The sequence below is a fragment of the Rahnella sp. RcJ3 genome, from assembly GCF_009498575.1.
Taxonomy (GTDB): Bacteria; Pseudomonadota; Gammaproteobacteria; order Enterobacterales; family Enterobacteriaceae; genus Rahnella; species Rahnella aceris.
Genome location: NZ_QSNX01000011.1, coordinates 78,315 through 101,394, shown reverse-complemented (window position 1 = coordinate 101,394; position 23,080 = coordinate 78,315). Strand labels below are relative to the sequence as shown.

Here is a 23,080-nt window from a genome sequence, read left to right as displayed (position 1 = left end):
TCACAGACGTAAGGCTAATCGGTTGAAAATTAGCAGAAAATAAGAGACTGTCCGGGCGGGTTTCGCAAGCGAGGCAGTAATGCTGGCTATTTTGCCGATTATTTGAGCGCAACGCAATCTTCAGATTCACGTTCAGCACAATCTGAGAACGGCACTTTTACCTTGTTAGCCCTCCAAAAGCTGGCTACGCTGCCAACAACCATCGGTAAGAAGGAAATTGCAGGGAATGAGCCAAAAAATCAGCTGGATAGATAATCTGCGTGCGCTCGCCTGCATGATGGTGGTGATGATCCACGCCAGCACCTCGCTGGTGGTCAATTTCGCTGCGGTCCATACCGCTGAATGGACAGTGGCAAACCTGCTCAATTCCGCCTCGCGCGTCTGTGTGCCGCTGTTCTTTATGATTTCCGGTGCGCTATTTTTGGGTGAAAAAAGTGCGCAAAAACGGCATTTTTGGCGCGTCACATTATGTTTGCTGTTCTACAGCGCCGTCTCGCTGATGTATATCCTCACGATGACAAAAATAGGATTTTGGCCGTCTTTGCGTCTGATTGTGGAAAAGCCGGTGTTTTACCATCTTTGGTTTTTCTACGCCATTATCGTGATTTACCTGATTTCCCCGCTGATTAACGTTAAAGCCGTATCCGGCAGATACCTGCTGATCGCCGGGACGTTGCTTGGCGTCCTGGCGAATCCGCAAATGCCTGCCGTGACATGGCAGAAAATCCATCTTTTGCCGCTGGATTTATACATCAGTGGCGATACCTTCTATTACGTGCTTTACGCCCTGATGGGCCGCGCCATCAGCCAGCTCAATACTGAAAAAATGGTAATCACGCTTACCGCCAGCGCCCTGTTTATCCTCAGCACGCTGGCGATTGCCACGGGTACGTACCGGCAGATGCAAATTAACCAGAATTTCGCCGACACTTTTTACGTCTACAGCGGCCCGCTGGTGTTTATCTCCGCCATCGCGCTGTTCGTGGTGTTCAAAAACGCGCTGACACACCGCATGCTGCCGGGATTTGCCCTGATCTCCCGTCATTCCCTGGCCATCTACGGCTTTCATGCACTGATCATCATTGGCCTGCGCAGCCAGCATCTCGACTTTCCGCAATATCCGCTGCTGAACATCGCCTTTTTGTTTATCTGCGGACTGGGTGGCGGATTATTACTGGCGATGGGGTTGGGGAAAATAGACCGGCGGAATTGGGTGAGCTGAAAACAATATTGATTATTTATACACATCATGAATGGTTGTGCATGATATTATCAATTTATTTCCCCTTATTTTATTAAATCGGCACGTCACGATTAATCTCTTTCATTATCTTTGTCATTTTGTTCCGGATATTATTTCGCTTCACTTATCCAGGCAAATTATCATGACATTCTGGCCGCCCTTTCAAATAAATGGTGTGATTTATACGCTTGATCATCTTCGGGCATCGACAATTGTTGCTGTCAGGCCAGCCAGTGACGATTTTCCAACCCGTAAGTTACGGATTTTTGTGGTCTACACTGATCATTGTTTCACGGCGCATCAGGCAGAATCTGAGTTGTGGGTTTATCCTCATGCTCCCGGAAAGCATCAGCGATATTTTTGTCCGCAACGTCATTCATATTCATTCCGCTTACCCGAGCTTATAAATAAACTCATTAATGAAAATGCGTTATTAGGCCGGGCGTTGCATCAGCATCAGGAAACATTTTATTATCTGGAAACACATTATATGGGTGTGGATTATTGTTTGTTTTTTGAAATAACAAAAAATAAACATCCGGTGGGTGACATACGATTAAAAGTGATGACAAGTTACCCGAGAGAGAAATGGGCTGGCCCGGTGGGCGTAAATGGATGGTTCAGTTTTTGGCATATTTTTGATGCGAGGATGAAAGGTCTTAAATTACCAACAAGGCGCAGATAACAAAAAAGCGACACGGGGTCGCTTTTTTGTTTTTACAGCTTCAGGCGGAGGTCTTTGGATTTTCATCTTATCGCGGCACGGCCAGCGGCCTTTACAGGCAGACACCGACGTACTGTTTAGCGTAGCCATTCAGTCCCACAAATCGTCAGCGGATAAAATTTTACTCAATTAATGCTCAACTTGCAATCAGCCTTGCGTTTAACGCCACCGCTCCTGCGCACGGCGCAATTGTCTTGCGGATGAAAATCCGGCGGCGAGGGCGGCTTTTTCGATGCCTGATCCCTGCTGAAGGCGCTGTTGTGCCACGGCGATACGCAGTTGCTCGTGGTAGTCACGCACGCTGATACCCAGATGCTGGCGGAACAAACGGGTGAGGTGGCGTGCGCTGATGTGCGCTCTGGCAGCGACCTCTTCCACCTGCCAGGCGGATTCCGGTTCGGCGGCCATCAGATTTTGTGCGCGGTGAACGGCGGGGTGCAGATGATTACGGTAACGCAGCCACGGAGAGAGTTGCGGATCATCACCGCCACGACGAAAATAGACCACCATTTCGCGGGCGACATCCAGCGCCGCCTGTGGCCCCAGATGCGTGGCGATCAGGTGCAGTGCCAGATCGATACCGGCGCTGATGCCCGCGCTGGTCAGCACGGAACGGTCTTCAACAAATATCCGGTTATCTTTTACCTGTGCGGCGGGGACCTGCTGGCGCAACTGCCCGATCACGTCGTGATGTGTCGTGCACTGATAGCCGTCGAGCAGCCCGGCTTTTCCGGCCAGCAGGCTGCCGGAGCAGATACACACCAGCGTTAAATTCCCCGCTTCAATGGCGCTTTTCTGCTGATGCAGCCAGTCGCAGGTCGTCTGCGCCACCATTGAGCTGAAGTTTTCAGCGGATTCCGCCACGCCCGGCATGATCAGAATGCTGCCCTCTGGCAGGCTTTGCGGCAGTGGCTGTAAATGGCTGACCATCAGGCCGGTAGACATCATGACTTCCGGCTGCGGCCCGATGTAGTGCAGCCGGAATTGCCCGCTCAGGCGCAGCGCTTCCGCCGGGCCGGTGAGATCTAACGACATCACGCCGGGGAGCGTCACAAAGTAGACATTTCGCTGCATAGTGCTTCATCCGTCCGCAGGGGAAAACGCTATCTTCACACAACGCGGTCAAGTTCCGCCAGCGCACCGGTCACGTCGGTGAGGGTGGCAAAGCGGTCGTCGAGCACCAGTTCGGTACGCAATTTGATCTCCTGCGCGCTCAGCGTGAGTCCGCTGGCGTGGATCATCGGGAACGTCAGTGTCGCTTCGGTGACAAAAGTCACTGAATAGCCGAGATCGGACGCCACGCGGGCCGTGGTTTCGCAGCACTGCTCGGTACGCATACCGGCGATAATCAGATGCGTGATGCCTTTATCGCGCAGCCAGCCGTCGAGGCCGGATTCCGTCAGGGCATTGTGGACGTGTTTATGGACGACATGTTGCGGCTGGTGTGTGAGGAACGTCATCGGCGTGACCAGACCGGAAGCCAGCGAAAAGTCGCCATCAGGATTGACGTGAAACACGTCGATAACCGGCACGTTGCGGGCCTGACAACCATCAATCAGGCGGGTTAAGGCTGCGCTGAAAGCCGGTAAATCATCCTGCTGCCAGAAGTCTTTATGTTCGAAGGAACGTTGAACGTCGATATTTAACAGGGCGCTTTGGGTCATTTCCGGACTCCATCTGGTGAGTGTGAAGCCAGTGTGCGCCTGAATTGAAATGAGAAGAATGCCAAAAACGGACATGATGCTGACCAGGGCGGACGACCTGCGCCATCCGCCGTCGGTTCAGAATTTTTTGATCAAAGCTTCTGATCGGCGCGCCAGTGGTGATAGTCGATATGGTCGGCCTGGAAATTGGTCGTTTCAGCATCGCCGGTCAGGCGGTACGCAAGCTGAAACGCAAAATCAAACGCCAGCCCTAATCCTTTGCCGCTGAGTAAGTTGCCGTCTTCTACAAACGACTGATTGAGGTAAACGCCGTCTTTCACGTCTTTGTATAAATCGCCGGAACAGACATAGCGACGACCTTTCAGCAGCCCGTTTCCGCCCAGTACGCGCGCGGCAGCGGAGCACAGCGGGCAAATCAGTTTCCCGGCGTTGTCATGACGGCGGACAAATTCCACCACCTCTTTACTGGCCGCCAGCGCCACTGAACCTTCCGGCCCGCCGGGCATTACCACGGCATCGAATAAACGATCACCCTGCGCGGACAGCAGTTCGTTGGCCTGCATCTGAATGCCGTGATAGGTGCGCAGCGTCAGGCTTTTCTGGCAGGCTAATGTGGTGACCTGAATCTCCAGCCGCTCGAGAATATCGAGCACAATTACCGCTTCACCTTCTTCAAATCCGTCGGCCAGCAGCAGAGCGACCTGCTTTTTCGCGTTGTCCTTTACCATAATGCAAATGTCCTCTGAGGATAAAAATCAGAGGACATAATAAAATGAAACGGTGTTTTGATATTGTGAGTGGCGTTGCAGAGTGAACTAGAAAACCAGTTGCACTTTCGAGGCTTTGGATTTATCCAGAGCGTACTCCAGCGCTTCCACCAGGCTTTCCTGCGGGAATTCCGCCGACAGCAGCGGCATCGGATCGACAGTTTTATTCGCCAGCCATTCGACCGCCGTGTTGAATTCTTCGGTGAAGCGGAAGCTGCCGACCCAGTTAATTTCTTTGGCAATGAGCATCATCAGCGGGAATTCATTCACCACCGGTCCCATGCCGACCTGAACCAGCGTGCCGCGCGCGCGGGTCACTTCCAGACAACGGCGGATGGAAGACGGATGGCCGGAGGCATCAAAGGAGACATCGAAAAAGCCTTTCTCCGCCTGATATTCACTGAAATCACCCTGTGCGGCGTCCAGCGCTTTACCTGCACCCACCGCCAGTGCCAGCGTGCGGCAACGTTCGCTCGGGTCCGTCACCACGATTTGCGCGGCGCCTTTGGCTTTCGCCGCCAGCACGATCAGGCAACCGATCGGACCGACGCCGGAAACAAACACCGTTTTGCCATGAATATCGCCTGCCTGATTGACGGCATGAATGGCGACGGCCAGCGGCTCGGCGAACACCATCAGACGGTCACTGACCTGATTGTCGTAAGGAATGCACTGGTCGCTGTCGACGATCTTATACTGCGTAAACGCGCCATTGATGTGCGGGAAATACATCGCGCTGCCGAAGAATTTCATGGTGGTGCACTGATTTTCGTCGCCGGAAAGACAGTATTTGCAGGCTTTGCACGGCTTACTCGGGTTCAGCGCCACTTTCTGACCAGGCTGCAAACGCGGGGTATCCGATTTCTCCACCACACCCACCACTTCGTGGCCGAGTACCATCGCCTCGCGCACTTTGAAATCACCCACCGCGCCGTGTTCGTAATAATGCAGATCCGAGCCGCAGATGCCGCCGCGGGTGATTTTCACCAGCGTACCTGCTCCGGTGTAGTCGAGGGTCTGGTTGATCACCGAAACGTCTTTTTTCCCGGTTACGACGCAGGATTGTGTGGCAATAGTCATGGAATTCTCGCTCTTTAAAGGGCCTGATTGCGCCCAGTAAAGAGGGTTTGCCGGTCATAAAATGTGATCGTCGTCACTTTGCGTCGTGTTACGAAAACCTGTTACCCATAACTTGAACGGACTCAACTTTTCCCGGCAGATTTATCACGATTGCGCGCCGGAATGCTGAGGATCAGATGGGTTATCACACCACCGGCCAGCCCCCAGAATGCCGAACCGACTCCCAGCAGCGTGACGCCGGAAGCAGTGATCAGAAACGTAATGATTGCCGCGTCGCGCTGACGCTCATTTTCCAGCGCGCGGTACAGGCTGCCAGCAATGGTGCCGAGCAGCGCCAGCCCGGCGATGGTGTGGATCAGCGCCTCCGGTAACGCAGTAAAGACCATGCCGATGGAACCGCCAAACACGCCCGCAATCAGATAGAAAACGCCTGCCGAGACGGCCGCCATATAGCGTTTTTTGGGATCAGGATGAATATCCTCACCCATACAAATCGCGGCGGTAATGGCGGCGATACAGATGGTAAAACCGCCGAACGGCGCTAAAACTAACGCAGTCAGCGCTGTCCAGGAAATCAGTGGCGAAACAGGCAGATGGTAGCCGTGCGCTTTCAGTGTGGCGATGCCCGGCGCATTCTGTGAGGCCATGGTCACCACAAAAAACGGAATGCCAATGCCGATAATGGTGGAAAGTGTGAAATGCGGCATCACAAACGCCGGTGCGGCGAAGGTCAGCGTCTGACCGTGCAGGGCAATATCACCCTGTAATGCGGCGACGATCAGCCCGGCAACCAGCGCCATTACCACCGCATAGCGCGGCAGGGCGCGTTTTGCCAGCAGATACACCAGACACATGGTCCCTGCGAGGGCAAAATTGCTTTGCAGTGAGGTAAAGGCGTTCAGCCCGAAACGCAACAGAATACCGCCGAGCATCGCCGCTGACAGCGCCTGAGGAATGTAATGCATCAGTCTGGCGAATAAACCGGTCACGCCACACAGCAGGATCAGCCCGGTGGCAAACACAAATACGCCAATGGCTTCGTTAAGCGAAGTGCCGGGCAGGCTGGTCACCAGCAGCGCCGCACCGGGCGTTGACCAGGCCGTCACCACCGGCGTGCGGTAATACAACGATAGCCCGATGCTGGTAACGCCCATGCCCAGCCCGAGCATACTCAGCCAGCCGCCAATCTGCGCTACGCTGGCGCCCGCCGCTTCCGCCGCCTGAAAGATAATCGCCGCGGAGCTGGTATACCCGACTAAAACCGCGACAAATCCGGCGATTACCGCCGAAAACGTTAAATTCTGCAAACTGAGACGCGAGGCCATGGGCGAAATTCCTTCTGGTTAGCGGACGCTGGCGGTATGCTGTTGTGCGTTATAGCGCACATCTGCTGCGCTCAAGATATCACTGTGCGTTATAACGCACAATCGCGATCGGTAAAAACGATTGCCAGAGGAGTCAGGATGCAGGAACTCACCCACCATATTGGCAGCCAGCTGAAAGCCGTGCGCAGCGAACGCGGCTGGAGTCTCAGCCAGACGGCAGAACATACCGGCGTCAGCAAGGCGATGCTCGGGCAAATCGAGCGCGGCGAATCCAGCCCGACCGTCGCGACGCTGTGGAAAATCGCCAGCGGCCTGAATGTTTCGTTCTCGGAATTTCTCGAAACGCCGCCCGCGCAGTCAGCGGCGTTGCATCGCCACGGCTTACTGACTACGTTCAACAGTGACACTTCGGGCATGCGCGTGGTGCCGCTGTTTCCGTTCGATACCACGCTGCGTATGGACATGTTTGTTATCGATCTCGAGCCGGGCGGATGCAGCGAATCCACACCACACGAAGCCGGAGTGATTGAGCATGTGATTGTTATCGAAGGTGAACTGACGCTGACGGTTGACGGCGTGACGCGCGTGCTCAGCGCCGGTGAAGCTTTGCGTTTTGTTGCCGATTGTCCGCACGCTTACCGCAATGAAAGCGGTCATTCCGTGCGTTTCCACGACCTGATACATTATCCGCAGTCACGCCCGTAACGTTTTCATTTCCTGAGGAGAATGCCCGATGAGCCAGCCGCACGATGTGATGATCCGTCTGTTAACCCCCGCAGACCGCGAAGGTTGGGAAGCGTTATGGCGTGATTATCTGGATTTTTACCAGTCGGAGCTCGATCCGGCGCAATTTGATTACACTTTCCAGCGTTTATCACAGCCTGATTACGCCAGCATGTTTGGCTATGTGGCGGAGTACGAGGGAAAACTGGTCGGGCTGGTGAACTGTATCAATCACGATCATGGCTGGCACATGCAGCAGGTGGTGTATTTGCAGGATTTGTACGTTGACGACCGCGCCCGCAAACTGGGGATCGGGCAAAAACTGATTGAAGCGGTTTATGCTTACGCCGACGAAAACAATAAAGCCAACGTCTACTGGACTACCCAGACCTCAAATCATACTGCCCGCAAACTGTATGATCGTATTGGTACGCTGACCGAATTTATTAAATATTCCCGTTAAGTGGTTTACGCATATTCATTTTCGTTGTGACGTAACCGAGGCTGGCGTACAGCGCCTGCGCACCGGGATTGCTGGCAAAGACATTCAGTTCAATTGCCACACAACCCTGTTCCTGCAGGCGTTCTTCCATCAATCTGAACGCTGCCGCTGCATGACCCTGACGGCGAAATTGCGGATACACCGTCAGTTCGTACACGAACGCGCTGCGCACGCCATAACGTTCCACATTGGAAAACCATAAATAGCCCGCTGTTTCGCCGTTCTCTTTGGTTTTAATCTCAAAAAGATACTGATCCGGTGTATCAATACCTTGCGGCAGTGCACTTTGCGTAGAACTGCGAGCCCGTTCCAGCGCGGTATCCGCCTGCCAAAGACCGGCTGTTACGTTCTCTTCTGCATAATCTTTTGCCAGCTGTTCTGCGAAACCCTGGTAAAACGCAGCACTCATCGGCGCTAAAATAGTCATCCTTTCCCTCTGATTTATTTGTTGTTTTCCGGCTTCTTATAAGGCGTGACGTAGCATTCGCTGATGGTGGTGGAATGACTTTCCATCTGCGTGATGATGTAGCCTTTATCGGTCAGCGCCACTGAACTGTAGGGCGTTTCATTATTTTTATCTGAAATCACGTCTTCAAAAGACTGAATGATTTTGGCTTTTTCACTGGCGCGCGTCGGATCATCCATCCCGTCGACCCGGATCATCGCCTGTTTAAACTGATTACGGAATCCTGTTTTCCCCGCCTTGCTTTCAATCACGGCCTTGATGTTCACCGTGATGTCATTACCGAGCAGAAATAAGGTGTTGCTCTGATAAACCAGCACATTCTTGCGTTTCGAAACCACGAAGCCGTTCTCGATAACTTTCATTTTGCTGTTGTTGGCGTAAGTCACATCATCCAGGCAAATGGTTTTATCGCCGACCTTAAACTGGCTGAACCGCGCTTTGATTTCTTTCGGCGTAGATGCCGCCTGCGAGCAGAGCGGTGCAAGCAGCAAAAGAGGTAAGAGCCATGACTTCATAGGAGTTTCCTGAACAGGTGCTGAATCAGCCGACATAACAGCAGTATAGGGAGACGTGCGCAGGATGCGAACGTTTATCTTTGCGGGGTACTCTTTTACCTGACCGGGCGACACAAACTGTTTTCTGCGCTATGTTTTTCTTCCTTTGTTTTATTTCTTTCAGGAGTTTGCCATGAGCCAGCCTTCGCTGATTTTGTATTCCGATGCCAATTTTTTCAGCCCATACGTGATGTCTGCTTTTGTCGCGCTGACCGAAAAAGGCATTCCCTTTGAACTGGAAAAGGTAGATCTGGCTAACGCGGAAAACCTGAAGGAAAATTATTCGGCGATTTCCGTCACCCGCCGCGTACCGACATTAACCAATGGCACGTTTGTGTTATCCGAGTCTTCTGCGATTGATGAATATGTCGAAGAGTTGTTCCCTGCGCCCACGTTCCCGGCCATTTACCCGGCTGACCCTGAAAACCGCGCCAAGGCCCGTGAAGTACAGGCATGGCTGCGCAGCGATCTGATGCCTATTCGCGAAGAGCGTTCAACGGAAGTGGTTTTTGCCGGTGCGAAACGTCCGGCGCTCAGTGCAAGCGGACAGCAGGCGGCTGAAAAACTGTATGCCGCCGCCGCGTTTTTGCTGGGCGACAAAGAATATTTATTTGGCGAATGGTGTATTGCGGATGTGGATCTGGCGCTGATGCTTAATCGTCTGCATCTGAACGGCGATCCGCTGCCGGAGAAACTGGCCGCTTACGCAGAGGCGCAATGGCAGCGGCCATCGGTGAAGGAATGGCTGGCGCTTTCAGCTTAACGTTTTCGTCAGAAAGAACCGCGTATGCGTCGAGGGCGCATCGTCCGGCGCGCGGGAATCAGGGATGTAATCCTCCAGCGCCATTTGCATGCTATAGCCCATACGTTCGTAGAAAGGCCGCGCCTGGAAACTGAACGTATCAACCAGCGAGTAACGGCAACCCCGTGCTTTGGCTTCCTCTTCCGCTTCCCTGATGAGCTGCGTGCCGACATCTTTGCCGCGCAGCGTTTCATCGACCCACAGCATCTTTATGTACATCCAGTAGCCGACGGTTTCAGCCACGATACCGGCCAGTTTCTTGCCATTCTCATCTTCCACGAAAATGCCTAACTCGCGGAAGGTCGGTTTCGGGATAAAGTTTCTGTTGAAATCCCGCAGTGCCGTTTTGATCTCCTCGAGATCGCTTTCGGTCGGGGCATGGGTGAGACGAGTCTTCATGACATTTTTCCTTTTTCCGTTAACGTTTTGTCGTAGCGAGGCGAACTGCAAAAGCGATAAACACGGTGCCGGTGAGCCGGTCCAGCGTTCTGACCACTGCCGGACGGCGCAACCAGCGCGACAGCGGGCGGGTGGCCGAAATCATGGTGACCGACCATAACGTCCCGATCACCGCATGCATGGCCGCGAGGCCGAAAATGTACGGCCCGACCGGATAGCCTGTGGCGACGAACTGCGGCAGGAAAGAGACATAAAACACACCGACTTTCGGGTTAAGCACGTTGCCAAAAAGGCCTTTAACGAACGGCGAGTTCCCGATGCGTAAGGCGGTGCGGCGGCTTTGCGGCGCATCCATGTTCATTTCGTTGCGGGGTTTGAACAACATCTGCAGGCCGAGCCAGGCCAGATACGCGGCACCGATCCATTTCAAGACATTGAAGGCGATTTCAGAGGCAGCGAGCACGGCGCCGAGGCCAAGTGCTACCATCGCGCCCCAGACCAGACAACCGGTGCTGATGCCAAAAGCGGTGGACAGCGCCTTTTTACTGCCCTGACTGGCGGCAGTGCGCAGCACCAGTGCGGTATCGAGACCGGGGGTGAGGGTTAAAATGCCAGCGGCAAGCGCGTAAGAAAGCAGGGATTCGGTAACGGTCATTGGCTTTTCCTGATGAGCGAAAAAACCAGAATAGTGAAGCGGACGGCAGAGATGCAATCGCGAATTTAAATGAAATTCGGCATAAAAATACTGGCAAATAAAAAAGCCTGTGGAAGTCGGGCTTCCACAGGCTTTTCAGAGGGTTTTCTCGCAGACGATTATTTGTAGATTTCAGCGTCAGCGTGCAGTTTGTTGTTCCCGGTCACGGAGATGATGCGGTAAGAAGAGGCACCGGCATCTTTCGCTTGTTGTGAAAGTTTCGCTTCCAGGCCACTGATAGAGGTGGAGTTGGCGGCGGAAATCACCCCAATTTTCTGCATGTCACTTGATGGCTGAGTAATCTGCTGAGCCGCGAAGCTGCCGAAAGAAATCAGGGAAAGGGTTGCAGCTACAGCAAAAATTTTGACGTTTTTCATGATGATTTATCCATTCAGGTTATGAGAGTGAAAGGTGGTTGCCTTTCGATGAATGTATAATAGGCGTGATACCCGGAGATGAAAAACGGATTGATTTGAGTATCTTGTTCAAAATATTCGGTCTACTTTTTACGCAATTTTACGTGCGAATGCGGGTAGCTGACGAAACCGCATTCGTGCTGACACAGCCTGAAACTGCCTTAGGTTTCTCTGCATTTCTTCCCTTCCTGCTGATTTTGGGCGGTTTTGTAGAAAGGGTGCTAGACTTTATCTGCAGTTCAAGAAGAGGGCGTTCGTGCAAAACACACGTTCTGCTCGCAGAGCCTGAAACGTTCTGCTCTTGTTTGGCTAATTTGGCTGAACAATATTCACGGTAACGGAAATTTATTCGGAGGAGTCGAAAATGGGAATTTTATCCTGGATTATCTTTGGTCTGATTGCAGGTATTCTGGCGAAATGGATCATGCCGGGCAAAGATGGCGGCGGATTCATTCTGACCGTAGTCCTGGGTGTTGTAGGTGCCGTTGTGGGTGGTTATATCAGTACTTTCTTCGGTTTTGGTCGCGTAGACGGATTCAACTTCGGCAGCTTCGTGGTCGCCGTGATTGGTGCGATCGTCGTACTGTTTATCTACCGTAAAGTCAGAAGCTAAGGTGTCGACCTTAGGTTGAGATGTGAAAAGCCGCGCAAGTCGCGGCTTTTTTGTGTCTGTTAATCACTCCACCGGCGACGTCGGCAACCGTACGATGTCCTGATTATCATTACCCATCCAGTAAACGCCTTCCTTCGCCCAGAACGGTCCTTCGATAAAGTCGAGCAGGCCGGAATACTCTTCGTAAAATTGTTTGCCGTCGCGGTTGTAGACACGCATATAGCCGGAATAATGCCCGCCGTCGCCCGGCATGGTCATGCGCGGAATAAATTCGAAAGTTTTATACTCGCGCACCACATACTGTTTGTTCGGGCTCCATTGCTCGGAGACGAGTTTCCCTTGTTTCCACCACTGATGGCCTGCGGCGATCACCGCCAACAGCACCGCCAGCATGATCCAGCGCTTGCGCTGACGCATCAGAGCTTCCTGACTTTTGATTTTGGGCATTAACGTAACTCTGTATTTTTACGCGGACGTCCGCCTTTTTTACCATTTTCCCGGCTGGCACTGGCTTTAACCGCGCTGCGCATGGCACCGTTAATTGAGGCAACAATTTTCTGTAAGTCGCTGGCATCAAAAAGAATTTTTGCAAGTAATCCCGGCAGGTAAATATCCACATTACAGGCCGGAATACGCAGTGCTTTGCTGAAACCATCGACTGCTGCGGTGTTCAGTTGTTCCTGCGTCGCGTGCTGAAGTTCTTCAATCAAATCAATGTTAATAAGATACCCGACGCCGTTGCCGTGCATGATCATAAAGGCATGTTGTTCAGGACGGTATTCGACCGAAACAGGGCGGGAAGGGTCATTAGCCGTTTGCTCCCCGCGCTTTAACGCCGCATCAAATCGTGTCATTGGTGCCATGGATCTTCTCCCATTCAGCATTGAGCGTGACGATATTTGCTTCTAAGTAACGAAACAAAGCTTTGATCTCCGCGTCGTAAATGAACATGGCGCGGCAGGTGATCATGGCTGTAAACCATAATCAACTATCCTGAAAAGCGGAGAATTGTGGGCATGAGTTTATCCATAAACCTAGCAGTTAGGTTTATGGTAGACCTGAAGGGATGAATTAGCGAGCGTTACTTTATCAGGGACTAAATCGCCACCAGCCCGCGCACGCCTTCCGCCTCCATTTCTGTCCCGCGCCCGCGTTTCACAATGCTGCCGCGCGACATCACCAGATAGCTGTCGGCCAGTTCGGCGGCGAAATCGTAGAATTGTTCGACCAGCAGGATTGCCATGTCACCGCGGGCGGCGAGCTGTTTGATCACCGCACCGATTTCCTTAATCACCGACGGCTGAATGCCTTCGGTCGGTTCGTCGAGGATCAGGAGATTCGGTTTGCAGGCCAGCGCACGGCCAATCGCCAGTTGTTGCTGTTGGCCGCCGGACAAATCCCCGCCGCGGCGATGCTTCATTTCCAGCAAGATCGGGAACAGATGGTAGATTTCATCCGGCACCTGTTTAGCATTGCTGCCGGAAAAACGCGACAGCCCCATCAGCAGATTTTCTTCCACGGTCAGACGCGGAAAAATTTCGCGTCCCTGCGGGACATAGGCAATGCCCGCCTGTACACGCTGGTGCGGTTTGCGGGAATTGATCACCTGATCCTGCCAGGTGATGGTGCCGGATTTCGCCGGTATCAGCCCCATCAGGCATTTGAGCAGCGTGGTTTTTCCGACGCCATTACGCCCGAGCAGGCACGTCACTTCGCCGATTTTTGCCTCAAAAGACAGGCCGCGCAGAATGTGGCTGCCGCCGTAAAACTGATTCAGTTCATTTACCTGCAACATAATGCGACTCCTCAGCGCCCTAAATACACGTCGATAACCTGCTCGTTGGCCTGCACTTCACGCAGCGAGCCTTCAGCCAGTACCTGACCCTGATGCAGTACGGTGACGTGGTCAGCGATGGTTTCCACAAACCCCATATCGTGCTCGACCACCATCAGCGAATGCCTGCCAGCCAGTTGTTTGAACAGTTCTGCGGTGTATTCGGTTTCGGCATCGGTCATGCCTGCCGCCGGTTCATCGAGCAGTAACAGATGCGGTTCCTGCACCAGCAACATACCGATTTCCAGAAACTGTTTCTGACCGTGCGAAAGCAGGCCCGCCGGTCGGTGGCGCTCAGCGGCGAGGCGCAGCGTGCCAAGCATTTCATCGATACGGTCACGCTGCTCGCTGTTCATTTTTGCGCGCAGACACGCCCATACCGATTTATTGGTTTTCTGCGCGATTTCCAGATTTTCGAATACCGTCAGCGCTTCAAATACCGTCGGTTTCTGGAATTTCCGCCCGATGCCTGACTGCGCAATCTGCACCGGATCCAGTTTCGTCAGATCGGTACGCTGGTCGTAAAAAACACGGCCACTTTGCGGTCGGGTTTTGCCGGTGATCACGTCCATCAGCGTGGTTTTCCCCGCGCCGTTCGGGCCGATCACGCAGCGTAGTTCGCCGACACCGATGTTCAGCGACAAATTGGTCAGCGCCTTAAATCCGTCAAAGCTGACGTTGATGTTTTCCAGTTGCAAAATCGGGTCAGTTTGTTCGCGGTGCCGGTCCGCCCGCTGCGGCTGGGTAAACAGGTCTTCGGTCATGGTCATCAGGATTTCCTCTTGCGCAGCAGGCCAATCACGCCTTGCGGCAGGAACAGTGTCACCAGAATAAACATGCCGCCGAGCACAAATTGCCAGTATTCGGGAATGGCGACGGTGAACCAGCTTTTCGCGCCGTTGACGATGCCTGCGCCAATAACCGGGCCGATCAGCGTGCCGCGTCCGCCGAGTGCTACCCAGATGGCGGCTTCGATAGAGTTGGTCGGCGACATTTCACCCGGGTTGATAATCCCGACCTGCGGCACGTAGAGCGCACCCGCCAGACCGCACAGCATGGCGGAAATCGTCCAGACGAACAGCTTGAAACCTTTCGGATCGTAACCGCAGAAAATCAGCCGGTTCTCAGCGTCACGCACTGCCGTCAGCACGCGGCCATATTTACTTCTCGCCAGCGCAAAGCCCAGCGCCAGACTGGCGACCAGCACCAGAACCGTGGCTAAAAATAATCCCACGCGGGTGCCGGTGGCGGTGACCGGAAAGCCGAGCAGGGTAGTAAAACCGGTGAAACCGTTATTGCCACCAAAACCGGTTTCATTGCGGAAAAACAGCAACATACCGGCGTACGTCAGCGCCTGCGTCATGATCGAAAAGTACACGCCTTTGATTTTAGAGCGGAAGGCGAAATAGCCGAACACAAACGCCAGCGCGCCGGGCACCAGCACAATCAGGCACAGCGCCCAGGCGAAATGCTGCGTACCTGCCCAGAACCACGGCAACTCGGTCCACGACAGAAACGACATAAAATCCGGCAATCCGCTGCCTGCGGCCTGCCGCATTAAATACATGCCCATCGCATAACCGCCGAGGGCGAAAAACAGCCCGTGGCCGAGCGACAGCAAACCGGCATAACCCCACACCAGATCGAGCGCGATCGCCACGATCGCATAACAGAGGATCTTGCCGATCAGCGTCAGCGTGTACGTGGAGATCGCCAGCGGATTACTGGCGGGCAACAGCGCCAGAAACGGCATCACAATCAGGAAGATGAGCACCAGCGTGCCCACCGAAATCGCAATCTTAGGCGCTTTTTGTACGCCGGTAATCGTCAGAGGCTGGCTCATCAGTCAATCACCCTGCCTTTGAAGGCGAAGAGTCCCTGAGGACGTTTCTGAATAAACAGGATAATCAGCGCGAGGATCAGGATTTTCCCCAGTACTGCGCCGATTTCCGGCTCAAGAATTTTGTTCACGATGCCCAGACCAAAGGCCGCCACCACGGTGCCCGCCAGTTGTCCGACACCGCCAAGTACCACCACCAGGAAGGAGTCGATGATGTAGCCCTGACCGAGTTCCGGGCCGACGTTACTGAGCTGCGATAATGCCACGCCACCTAAACCGGCAATGCCGGAACCGAGGCCGAACGCCAGCATATCGACGCGCCCGGTGGGTACCCCACAGCAGGCCGCCATGGCGCGGTTCTGGGTGACGGCGCGTACGTTCATGCCCAGCCGGGTTTTATTGAGCAGCAGCCAGGTCAGGCCGAGCACCAGCAACACGAAGATGATCACCGCGATGCGGTTGTACGGCAGCACCAGATTCGGCAGCAACTGAATACCGCCGGAGAGCCAGCCGGGATTCGCCACTTCGACGTTCTGCGCACCAAACAGCATACGTACGCCCTGAATAAGGATCAGGCTGATGCCCCAGGTCGCCAGCAGGGTTTCCAGCGGACGACCGTATAAATGGCGGATGACCGTGCGCTCCAGTGCCATGCCAATCCCCGCCGTAATGAAAAAGGCTACCGGCAGCGCCACCAGCGGATACAGCGCCAGCAGGCCAGGGGCATAGTGCTGAAACAGCGACTGCACCATGTAAGTCGAGTAAGAGCCGAGCATTAACATCTCGCCGTGTGCCATGTTAATTACACCCAGCAAACCGTATGTGATCGCCAGTCCGAGTGCGGCCAGCAGCAGAATCGAGCCGAGCGATAAGCCGGTAAACGCCTGACCCAGTAAATCGCCAATCATCAGGCGATGCTGCACCGCTTTCAGGCTGGCGAGCGCGGCATTACGCACCGTGGCATCAGGCTCGGTTTTCGGATCCGTCAGGCTTTGCAGGCGGCCTTGAGTATCCGGATCGCCCGACGTGCCGAGCAGTTCAACGGCTTTCAGGCGCACCTGCGGACTGGCATCAGCCAGTTGTAAATTTGCCAGCGCGATGGAAAGGGCGTCGTGAACGGTGCTGTCTTTTTCCCGTTCAAGACGACGGGTCAGCAGCGGCAACTGATCGGCCTGCGCTTCGCGCTGTAAGGCTTTGGCAGCCTGTAAACGGACCGCGCTGTCGGTGCTCACCAGACGGTGTGCGGAAAGCGCATTGGCAATCAGAATACGCAGGCGGTTGTTCAGCCAGACTTTTTTGGTGTCACCCTGCGGTTTAACGTCGCCTTCCAGCGGCGTCAGTTGATCGCCATTTTGCGCAAACGCATGTTTTGCTTCGTCGATGACGACGTTTTCCTGCTTCAGTGCCTCGAGCAGTGGCAGCCTTTCCGGCTGCGGGTCTGCCGCCCATTGCTGTAATAACGTGGCCTGCTGGCTGCGGCTGGCGGCAGCAAAGTCATTCGCCGCACCCGCCTCTGCCAGCAACGGAAGGCAACAAAGCAGGAAAAGCAGTGATCGGATGAGGATTCTCATAATGTTCTCGCCGCATAAAGTTGATGCTGGTTTGCTCCTCCCCCTGCGAAGGGGGAGGCGGGGAGGGGGTTTTGCAAACAACACAGTTGCCATTAATACCCCACCCCAGCCCTCCCCTTCGCAAGAAGGAGCTAAAACAATCAGTTAGTCGTTTTTACCGGGGTATCTGGTTTTTTATCGTTACCCGCGATGTACGGGCTCCACGGCTGGGCGCGGATTGGTTTGTCGGTCTGCCAGACCACGTTGAACTGACCGTTGGATTCGATTTCGCCGATCATTACCGGTTTGTGCAGGTGATGATTGGTTTTATCCATGGTCAGCGTGAAGCCGGACGGCGCCGCGAAGGTCTGTCCGGCCATCGCGGCGCGGACTTTATCCACATCCGTCGTACCGGCTTTTTCCACCGCCTGCGCCCACATATGGATGCCGACATAGGTCGCCTCCATCGGGTCGTTGGTCACCGCGTTATCGGCGTTTGGCAGTTTGTGCGCCTTCGCGTAAGCCTTCCATTCAGCCACGAATTTCTTGTTGGTCGGGTTATCAACCGACTGGAAGTAGTTCCACGCCGCAAGGTCACCGACCAGCGGTTTGGTGTCGATACCGCGCAGTTCTTGTTCACCCACGGAGAACGCCACCACCGGCACATCCGTCGCTTTCACGCCCTGATTCGCCAGCTCTTTGTAGAACGGCACGTTGGAATCGCCGTTGATGGTGGAGATCACCGCAGTTTTGCCGCCAGCGGAGAATTTCTTAATGTTGGAAACGATGGTCTGATAATCGCTGTAACCGAACGGCGTATAGACTTCTTCGATGTCGCTGTCTTTCACGCCTTTGGAATGCAGGAAGGCGCGCAGAATTTTGTTGGTGGTACGCGGATAGACATAATCGGTGCCGAGCAGGAAGAAGCGTTTGGCCGCACCGCCGTCTTCACTCATCAGGTATTCCACCGCCGGGATCGCCTGTTGGTTAGGCGCGGCACCGGTGTAGAACACGTTTGGCGACATTTCTTCGCCTTCGTACTGCACCGGATAGAACAGCAGGCCGTTCAGTTCTTCAAACACCGGCAGCACAGATTTACGCGACACCGACGTCCAGCAACCAAACACCACTGCGACTTTATCCTGCGTCAGCAACTGGCGGGCTTTCTCAGCGAACAGCGGCCAGTTGGAGGCCGGATCGACCACCACCGGCTCGAGCTTTTTGCCGAGCACGCCACCTTTGGCGTTGATGTCGTCAATGGTCATCAGCGCGATGTCTTTCAGCGGAGTTTCTGAAATGGCCATGGTGCCGGAAAGCGAATGCATAATACCGACTTTGATGGTCTCGGCTGCCTGCGCGCTCCAGGCTAAGCCCATGCTGACTACGGTAGCGGAAAGAGCAAAGGCTTTAATAAAACGTCGACGTTGCATAGATGTACCCTCTGAAGAAAAGTTAAGAGAACGCTGGTATGTAGAAAGTCGAAAAAACATTTAAAAAAGTCATGACGGGTTGCCCTCGTCACTCTCCGCCCTGGCCCGGTGCAACATGTGCAGAGTAATTTTGCGTACCTCGGCCTTACTGACGGCAATATGATCGTGTAACTGGCGCTGTGCCTCCTCGGTTTGTTGTTGGATGATGGCGAGCAAAATGCTCGCGTGTTCTTTATAGGTGGCGTTAACCCGCTCACCTTTGGTGAAATCCAGCCGCCGGATGATGCGGATTTTCTCCGTCAGCTCGCGGTGGATTCGCGCCATTTCGGCATTACCCGCCGCGGCCACCAGCGTCATGTGAAACTCCTCGTCATAACGCGAGACCACCTGACCATCTTGCAGTTGCGGCTGATCGATCCAGAACGCTTTCAGTTCAGCCAGTTGTAAGGGCTGAGCGGCTGGCGGCAACGCACACAGACGTTTCACTGCTTCCAGTTCCAGCACGATACGCAGATCGTACAACTGTTCGAAAAAGTCGAAATCGAACGGGCGAACCTGCCAGCCACTGCGGAAAAACACTTCGACATAGCCTTCATGTTCCAGCCAGAACAGCGCCTGACGTACCGGTGTGCGGCTGACTTCCATGCGGTCAGCGATGTCGTTTTCGCTGAACCGGTCACCGGGCAGCAGGCGGAAGCTGAAAATGTCGTCTTTCAGCTGCTGATAAATGCGTTCCGCCAGCCCTTCCGGGCGGCTTTTACTGCGTGAAGATTTAGGTCCCGTGAGTTGCATGAAATATTCCCTGTTGTTCCCGATAGTTTTAAACGGCTGTGTCCAGCCACAACAACGCATCACCTGGCCCGACCGGACGGCCTTGCTGGCAACTGATTTTCAGGACGGTACCGGCGCACGGCGCGTTCACCGACAGTTCCATTTTCATGGCTTCGACGACGATCAGCGGCTGGCCTTCTTCGACCTGCTGGCCCGGCTGTACCAGGATTTTCCAGACGTTGCCGTTAAGGTCAGCGCTGACTAAATGGCCGTCCTGATCCGCGTCGTCTTCCTCTAACTGCACGGCATTGGCTGCTGCTTCCACCGCGGCGCTTTCAGCCTCATGCCAGTGCGCCACTTCGCGGGTAAAAGCGTCGGTTTGCCGGGTGCGGAAATCAGCAATGTCGGCGGCGTTGTCGGCGAGAAATTGCGTATAGTGCGCAAAATCAAATTCCGTCTCTTCGATGCGGATTTGCGCCCGTCCTTCGCGGAAGGCTTCGCGCTGAATGTCCAGCTCGGCTTCGGTGACTTCATAGAACCGCACCTGATCGAAGAAATGCAGCAGCCACGGCTCGCCGTTTTTGAACTGCTCGTTTTTCAGGAACTTGTTCCAGATCGGCAGCGTGCGCCCGACCAGCTGATAGCCGCCCGGCGAATCCATGCCATAAATGCACATGTACATGCCGCCGATACCGACCGTGCCTTCGGCGGTAAACGTGCGCGCCGGGTTGTATTTGGAGCTCAGCAGGCGATGGCGCGGATCGACCGGCACCGCGCACGGTGCGCCGAGATACACATCCCCCAGCCCGAGGATCAGATAGCTGGCGTCAAAAATGATGTTTTTCACATCTTCACGGCTCGCCAGCCCGTTGGTGCGCTGGATGAAATCGACGTTATTGGGCAGCCACGGTGCTTCTGCGCGCACGGTTTGCTGATAGCGTTCGACCGCGCCGAGCGTGGCGGAATCTTCAAACGCCATCGGCATGTGCACGATACGGGTCGGGATTTTGAGCTGGCTGACATCGGCCAGGCTGTTTTCCAGCGTCAGTAAATGCTGAAGCAGCGCCGTCTGATGCAGCACGCGGCTGTCGTAGCGGATTTGCAGCGAACGCACGCCCGGCGACAGTTCCTCAATGCCCTGCTGACCGGCGGCTTTGATGGCGTTCATCAGCAGATAAATGCGCATGCGTACCGCCAGATCCAGCACGTTGTCGCCGTACTCAATCAGCACGTAGCCGTCGCCCGCCTGACGGTATTCCACCGAAGGGCGTTCTGCCGTGGCCGGTAATGCCGCAAGAATGGTGGCGGATGCGGTGGTGTCCGGCAGCAGGGATGGCACCGGCAACGCCATCGCGTTGACTGGCATCAGCGAATCGAGCGTGCCTTGTTGCGCCCGTTCCAGCGCCTGCGCCTGTTCAAAACTGATCGGATGGAAACGGATTTTATCGCCCGGTTTCACCTGTCCGACTTTCCACAGTTCGGCTTTGGCGATGGTTACCGGACAGACGAAACCGCCAAGGCTTGGCCCGTCGCGGGTCAGAATCACCGGGAAATCGCCGGTGAAATTAATCGCGCCGATGGCGTATTCGCAGTCATGCACATTCGACGGATGCAGACCGGCTTCGCCGCCGTCCTGCCGCGCCCATTGTGGTTTCGGACCGACCAGCCGCACGCCGAGACGGTTGGAGTTGTAGTGCACCTGCCATTCTGCGGCGAAGAACGTATCGATGGCGTCTTTGGTGAAGAAATCCGGCGCACCGTGCGGCCCGTAAAGCACGCCGATATTCCAGATGTCGCCGTAAGGCGGCACGATATTTTCGGCTGCCTGCGGTAAACCGACCGGCGCGGGCGTGGTGCAGGCCGCGAGTTCCGGCTGTGAAACAGTCAGCATATCGGCGACGCGTAACGTGCGACCGGCGTGCCCGCCAAACTGCCCGAGTGCAAAGGTCGACCGGCTGCCGAGATACACCGGCACGTCGAAACCGTTACGCACGGCGAGATAGGTGCGGCAACCCTGTGTGGCGCGGCCAAGTGTCAGTGTCTGACCGGCTTTCACATCCACCGGCTGCCAGTAAGAAACAGCTTCGTCATCAAGCGTTGCCGGGCAGCGTGCGCCGGTCAGTGCGATAACGGCGTCGCAATGGAAACGCAGTGTGGGTCCCTGCAACGTGAATTCCAGACCGGCGGCATCCGGATGATTGCCGACAATGCGGTTGGCGAGACGGAAGGCAAAATCGTCCATCGGGCCGGACGGCGGTACGCCGATATCCCAGTAACCGAGACGTCCCGGATAATCCTGCACACTGCTGTAAGTGCCGGGCGCGATCACTTCGATGGCGTTGGGCGAGTAGTCAAAACTGTCGAGCATGCGCGTCCACATTTTGGCGTCGCGAAACACCGGCGTGGCGACGACCTGACGCAGATAATCAATGTTGGTAGCGATACCGTGCAGGCGGGTGGCGGCCAGTGCGACGGACATTTTCGCCAGCGCGTCCTGCCGGTCGGTGCCATGCACAATCAGCTTGGCGATCATCGGGTCATAAAACGCCGACACTTCACTGCCGGTAGACACCCAGCCATCGACGCGGACGTCTTCGGGGAAAAACACTTCGGTCAGCACGCCGGGGCTTGGCTGGAAATTCTTCAGCGGATCTTCTGCGTAAATACGCACTTCCATCGACGCGCCCTGCGGGGCTTTTTCCATTGCTGGCCAGTCCGTCGATTCACCGGCGGCGACGTTCAGCATGCATTCGATCAAGTCCAGACCGGTGACCATTTCGGTGACCGGATGCTCAACCTGCAAACGGGTGTTTACTTCGAGAAAATAAAATTCGTCGCGCGCGGCGTCATAGATAAATTCAACCGTACCGGCGCTGCGGTAGTTCACCGATTTGCCGAGCTGCACGGCGGCGCGATGCAATGCTTCGCGGCTGGCCTGCGGCAGATCCGGCGCAGGGGTTTCTTCCACCACTTTCTGATTGCGGCGTTGCAACGAACAGTCACGCTCGCCGAGGGCCACCACGCGGCCTTTGCCGTCGCCGAAAATCTGCACTTCAACGTGGCGGGCGCGATCGACAAAGCGTTCCAGAAACACACCGGCATCACGGAAAAACTGCTCGCCGAGACGTTTCACGCTGTCCCATGCGGCACGCAATGCCTCTTCGTTATCACAGCGCGTCAGACCAATGCCCCCGCCGCCTGCGGTGCTTTTCAGCATGATGGGATAACCAATTTCGGCGGCAGCTTTCACCGCGTCATCAATGCTGTCGAGCAAACCGGTGCCCGGCGTCATCGGCACATTCGCGGCACCGGCTAATTCGCGGGCACGGTGCTTGAGGCCAAACTCGCGGATTTGTCCGGCGGTCGGGCCGATAAACGCAATGCCCGCTACTTCGCAGGCATCGGCGAACTCTGCGCTTTCGGATAAAAAGCCGTACCCCGGATAAATTGCCTGCGCGCCGGTTTCTTTTGCGGCGGCCAGAATTTTGTCGATCATCAGGTAGCTTTCGCTGGCCTTTTCGCCGCCCAGCGCGATGGCGATATCCGCCTGTGTGACGTGCGGGGCATTGCGGTCAGCGTCGGAATATACCGCGACGCTGGTGACGCCCAGACGCTTCAGCGTGCGGATCGCACGGCAGGCGATTTCGCCACGGTTAGCAATTAAAACGGTGGTAAACATGTGC

The 23,080-nt window shown here is 55.0% G+C and carries 24 protein-coding genes and 1 pseudogene; 6 read left to right on the top strand and 19 right to left on the bottom strand.

Translation table 11 applies throughout. The features are described 5' to 3' along the window. The first annotated feature begins 226 nt into the window (after positions 1 to 226). Complete coding sequence (locus DXU84_RS15715) at positions 227 to 1,222, top strand: acyltransferase (RefSeq protein ID WP_153376187.1); 996 nt, start codon at positions 227 to 229, stop codon at positions 1,220 to 1,222. Positions 1,223 to 1,385: 163 nt separating this feature from the next. After that, positions 1,386 to 1,928 carry a hypothetical protein gene (locus DXU84_RS15710; RefSeq protein ID WP_071823615.1) on the top strand — a complete coding sequence of 181 codons (543 nt, stop codon included), beginning with the start codon at positions 1,386 to 1,388 and terminating at the stop codon, positions 1,926 to 1,928. Positions 1,929 to 2,126: 198 nt separating this feature from the next. On the opposite strand, the gene DXU84_RS15705 is transcribed toward DXU84_RS15710, so the two are convergent. The 5 genes and pseudogenes from DXU84_RS15705 to DXU84_RS15685 all read right to left on the bottom strand — a co-directional run bounded on the left by DXU84_RS15705 (position 2,127) and on the right by DXU84_RS15685 (position 6,803). Then, positions 2,127 to 3,041 (bottom strand): GlxA family transcriptional regulator, encoded by a 915-nt coding sequence (locus tag DXU84_RS15705; RefSeq protein ID WP_013573404.1) that lies wholly within the window; start codon positions 3,039 to 3,041, stop codon positions 2,127 to 2,129. A 47-nt stretch (positions 3,042 to 3,088) separates the two neighbouring features. Next, a pseudogene (locus DXU84_RS15700) lies at positions 3,089 to 3,631 on the bottom strand (isochorismatase family protein); the annotation flags it as partial. Positions 3,632 to 3,762: 131 nt separating this feature from the next. Continuing rightward, positions 3,763 to 4,359: a DJ-1/PfpI family protein gene (locus tag DXU84_RS15695; protein WP_112197276.1), complete on the bottom strand. Its 597-nt coding sequence runs from the start codon at positions 4,357 to 4,359 to the stop codon at positions 3,763 to 3,765. A gap of 87 nt (positions 4,360 to 4,446) precedes the next feature. Further along, entirely contained in the window at positions 4,447 to 5,478 is a 1,032-nt protein-coding gene (gene idnD, locus DXU84_RS15690; RefSeq protein ID WP_112151986.1) for an L-idonate 5-dehydrogenase, read from the bottom strand. A gap of 122 nt (positions 5,479 to 5,600) precedes the next feature. Further along, positions 5,601 to 6,803: a benzoate/H(+) symporter BenE family transporter gene (locus tag DXU84_RS15685; protein ID WP_013573408.1), complete on the bottom strand. Its 1,203-nt coding sequence runs from the start codon at positions 6,801 to 6,803 to the stop codon at positions 5,601 to 5,603. Between the two features lie 138 nt (positions 6,804 to 6,941). On the opposite strand from DXU84_RS15685, the gene DXU84_RS15680 reads away from it, so the two are divergent. After that, positions 6,942 to 7,508, top strand: a complete 567-nt coding sequence (locus DXU84_RS15680; protein WP_013573409.1) for a helix-turn-helix domain-containing protein — start codon at positions 6,942 to 6,944, stop codon at positions 7,506 to 7,508. Between the two features lie 28 nt (positions 7,509 to 7,536). Next, positions 7,537 to 7,989 carry a GNAT family N-acetyltransferase gene (locus tag DXU84_RS15675; RefSeq protein WP_112151985.1) on the top strand — a complete coding sequence of 151 codons (453 nt, stop codon included), beginning with the start codon at positions 7,537 to 7,539 and terminating at the stop codon, positions 7,987 to 7,989. Here the strand turns inward: DXU84_RS15675 and DXU84_RS15670 are convergent. Both DXU84_RS15670 and DXU84_RS15665 read right to left on the bottom strand, forming a co-directional pair. Next, positions 7,973 to 8,455 (bottom strand): N-acetyltransferase, encoded by a 483-nt coding sequence (locus DXU84_RS15670; RefSeq protein WP_013573411.1) that lies wholly within the window; start codon positions 8,453 to 8,455, stop codon positions 7,973 to 7,975. The two genes, DXU84_RS15675 and DXU84_RS15670, sit on opposite strands and share 17 nt — an antisense overlap. Before the next feature lie 14 nt (positions 8,456 to 8,469). Continuing rightward, complete coding sequence (locus DXU84_RS15665; RefSeq protein WP_013573412.1) at positions 8,470 to 9,009, bottom strand: hypothetical protein; 540 nt, start codon at positions 9,007 to 9,009, stop codon at positions 8,470 to 8,472. Positions 9,010 to 9,181: 172 nt separating this feature from the next. Between DXU84_RS15665 and yfcF the strand changes: the two genes are divergently transcribed. After that, positions 9,182 to 9,811, top strand: a complete 630-nt coding sequence (yfcF, locus tag DXU84_RS15660; RefSeq protein WP_013573413.1) for a glutathione transferase — start codon at positions 9,182 to 9,184, stop codon at positions 9,809 to 9,811. On the opposite strand, the gene DXU84_RS15655 is transcribed toward yfcF, so the two are convergent. The 3 genes from DXU84_RS15655 to DXU84_RS15645 all read right to left on the bottom strand — a co-directional run bounded on the left by DXU84_RS15655 (position 9,803) and on the right by DXU84_RS15645 (position 11,320). Further along, a complete protein-coding gene (locus DXU84_RS15655; RefSeq protein WP_014411441.1) occupies positions 9,803 to 10,249 on the bottom strand; it encodes a GNAT family N-acetyltransferase in 447 nt (148 codons plus the stop codon). The two genes, yfcF and DXU84_RS15655, sit on opposite strands and share 9 nt — an antisense overlap. A 19-nt stretch (positions 10,250 to 10,268) precedes the next feature. Beyond that, positions 10,269 to 10,904, bottom strand: coding sequence for a LysE family translocator (locus DXU84_RS15650; RefSeq protein ID WP_013573415.1), 636 nt, complete (start codon positions 10,902 to 10,904; stop codon positions 10,269 to 10,271). 158 nt (positions 10,905 to 11,062) lie between these two features. Beyond that, entirely contained in the window at positions 11,063 to 11,320 is a 258-nt protein-coding gene (locus DXU84_RS15645) for a YdgH/BhsA/McbA-like domain containing protein (protein WP_013573416.1), read from the bottom strand. Between the two features lie 403 nt (positions 11,321 to 11,723). Between DXU84_RS15645 and DXU84_RS15640 the strand changes: the two genes are divergently transcribed. Continuing rightward, positions 11,724 to 11,972, top strand: coding sequence for a GlsB/YeaQ/YmgE family stress response membrane protein (locus tag DXU84_RS15640; protein ID WP_013573417.1), 249 nt, complete (start codon positions 11,724 to 11,726; stop codon positions 11,970 to 11,972). 63 nt (positions 11,973 to 12,035) lie between these two features. Here the strand turns inward: DXU84_RS15640 and DXU84_RS15635 are convergent, their stop codons facing one another. From DXU84_RS15635 to uca, 9 genes are all read right to left on the bottom strand, one after another. Next, a complete protein-coding gene (locus DXU84_RS15635; protein ID WP_225444971.1) occupies positions 12,036 to 12,389 on the bottom strand; it encodes a hypothetical protein in 354 nt (117 codons plus the stop codon). A 29-nt stretch (positions 12,390 to 12,418) separates the two neighbouring features. After that, positions 12,419 to 12,835, bottom strand: a complete 417-nt coding sequence (locus DXU84_RS15630) for a DUF2442 domain-containing protein (RefSeq protein WP_013573419.1) — start codon at positions 12,833 to 12,835, stop codon at positions 12,419 to 12,421. 233 nt (positions 12,836 to 13,068) lie between these two features. Further along, positions 13,069 to 13,767 (bottom strand): urea ABC transporter ATP-binding subunit UrtE, encoded by a 699-nt coding sequence (urtE, locus tag DXU84_RS15625; RefSeq protein ID WP_013573420.1) that lies wholly within the window; start codon positions 13,765 to 13,767, stop codon positions 13,069 to 13,071. 11 nt (positions 13,768 to 13,778) lie between these two features. Continuing rightward, positions 13,779 to 14,576, bottom strand: coding sequence for an urea ABC transporter ATP-binding protein UrtD (urtD, locus tag DXU84_RS15620; RefSeq protein ID WP_013573421.1), 798 nt, complete (start codon positions 14,574 to 14,576; stop codon positions 13,779 to 13,781). After that, positions 14,576 to 15,649 carry an urea ABC transporter permease subunit UrtC gene (urtC, locus tag DXU84_RS15615; RefSeq protein WP_013573422.1) on the bottom strand — a complete coding sequence of 358 codons (1,074 nt, stop codon included), beginning with the start codon at positions 15,647 to 15,649 and terminating at the stop codon, positions 14,576 to 14,578. The genes urtD and urtC overlap by 1 nt, the downstream gene beginning before the upstream one ends. Next, a complete protein-coding gene (gene urtB / locus DXU84_RS15610; protein ID WP_119261067.1) occupies positions 15,649 to 17,217 on the bottom strand; it encodes an urea ABC transporter permease subunit UrtB in 1,569 nt (522 codons plus the stop codon). The genes urtC and urtB overlap by 1 nt, the downstream gene beginning before the upstream one ends. 140 nt (positions 17,218 to 17,357) lie before the next feature. Further along, entirely contained in the window at positions 17,358 to 18,626 is a 1,269-nt protein-coding gene (gene urtA / locus DXU84_RS15605; RefSeq protein WP_153376185.1) for an urea ABC transporter substrate-binding protein, read from the bottom strand. A gap of 69 nt (positions 18,627 to 18,695) precedes the next feature. Continuing rightward, entirely contained in the window at positions 18,696 to 19,418 is a 723-nt protein-coding gene (locus tag DXU84_RS15600) for a GntR family transcriptional regulator (protein WP_013573425.1), read from the bottom strand. Between the two features lie 28 nt (positions 19,419 to 19,446). Then, entirely contained in the window at positions 19,447 to 23,076 is a 3,630-nt protein-coding gene (gene uca / locus DXU84_RS15595) for an urea carboxylase (protein WP_153376183.1), read from the bottom strand. Between the last annotated feature and the right edge of the window lie 4 nt (positions 23,077 to 23,080).

Coding starts and splice junctions, on each gene's coding strand:
- DXU84_RS15715 (WP_153376187.1), top strand. CDS start 227: ATGAGCCAAAAAATCAGCTGGATAGATAATCTGCGTGCGCTCGCCTGC.
- DXU84_RS15710 (WP_071823615.1), top strand. CDS start 1,386: ATGACATTCTGGCCGCCCTTTCAAATAAATGGTGTGATTTATACGCTT.
- DXU84_RS15705 (WP_013573404.1), bottom strand. CDS start 3,041: ATGCAGCGAAATGTCTACTTTGTGACGCTCCCCGGCGTGATGTCGTTA.
- DXU84_RS15695 (WP_112197276.1), bottom strand. CDS start 4,359: ATGGTAAAGGACAACGCGAAAAAGCAGGTCGCTCTGCTGCTGGCCGAC.
- idnD (WP_112151986.1), bottom strand. CDS start 5,478: ATGACTATTGCCACACAATCCTGCGTCGTAACCGGGAAAAAAGACGTT.
- DXU84_RS15685 (WP_013573408.1), bottom strand. CDS start 6,803: ATGGCCTCGCGTCTCAGTTTGCAGAATTTAACGTTTTCGGCGGTAATC.
- DXU84_RS15680 (WP_013573409.1), top strand. CDS start 6,942: ATGCAGGAACTCACCCACCATATTGGCAGCCAGCTGAAAGCCGTGCGC.
- DXU84_RS15675 (WP_112151985.1), top strand. CDS start 7,537: ATGAGCCAGCCGCACGATGTGATGATCCGTCTGTTAACCCCCGCAGAC.
- DXU84_RS15670 (WP_013573411.1), bottom strand. CDS start 8,455: ATGACTATTTTAGCGCCGATGAGTGCTGCGTTTTACCAGGGTTTCGCA.
- DXU84_RS15665 (WP_013573412.1), bottom strand. CDS start 9,009: ATGAAGTCATGGCTCTTACCTCTTTTGCTGCTTGCACCGCTCTGCTCG.
- yfcF (WP_013573413.1), top strand. CDS start 9,182: ATGAGCCAGCCTTCGCTGATTTTGTATTCCGATGCCAATTTTTTCAGC.
- DXU84_RS15655 (WP_014411441.1), bottom strand. CDS start 10,249: ATGAAGACTCGTCTCACCCATGCCCCGACCGAAAGCGATCTCGAGGAG.
- DXU84_RS15650 (WP_013573415.1), bottom strand. CDS start 10,904: ATGACCGTTACCGAATCCCTGCTTTCTTACGCGCTTGCCGCTGGCATT.
- DXU84_RS15645 (WP_013573416.1), bottom strand. CDS start 11,320: ATGAAAAACGTCAAAATTTTTGCTGTAGCTGCAACCCTTTCCCTGATT.
- DXU84_RS15640 (WP_013573417.1), top strand. CDS start 11,724: ATGGGAATTTTATCCTGGATTATCTTTGGTCTGATTGCAGGTATTCTG.
- DXU84_RS15635 (WP_225444971.1), bottom strand. CDS start 12,389: ATGCGTCAGCGCAAGCGCTGGATCATGCTGGCGGTGCTGTTGGCGGTG.
- DXU84_RS15630 (WP_013573419.1), bottom strand. CDS start 12,835: ATGGCACCAATGACACGATTTGATGCGGCGTTAAAGCGCGGGGAGCAA.
- urtE (WP_013573420.1), bottom strand. CDS start 13,767: ATGTTGCAGGTAAATGAACTGAATCAGTTTTACGGCGGCAGCCACATT.
- urtD (WP_013573421.1), bottom strand. CDS start 14,576: ATGACCATGACCGAAGACCTGTTTACCCAGCCGCAGCGGGCGGACCGG.
- urtC (WP_013573422.1), bottom strand. CDS start 15,649: ATGAGCCAGCCTCTGACGATTACCGGCGTACAAAAAGCGCCTAAGATT.
- urtB (WP_119261067.1), bottom strand. CDS start 17,217: ATGAGAATCCTCATCCGATCACTGCTTTTCCTGCTTTGTTGCCTTCCG.
- urtA (WP_153376185.1), bottom strand. CDS start 18,626: ATGCAACGTCGACGTTTTATTAAAGCCTTTGCTCTTTCCGCTACCGTA.
- DXU84_RS15600 (WP_013573425.1), bottom strand. CDS start 19,418: ATGCAACTCACGGGACCTAAATCTTCACGCAGTAAAAGCCGCCCGGAA.
- uca (WP_153376183.1), bottom strand. CDS start 23,076: ATGTTTACCACCGTTTTAATTGCTAACCGTGGCGAAATCGCCTGCCGT.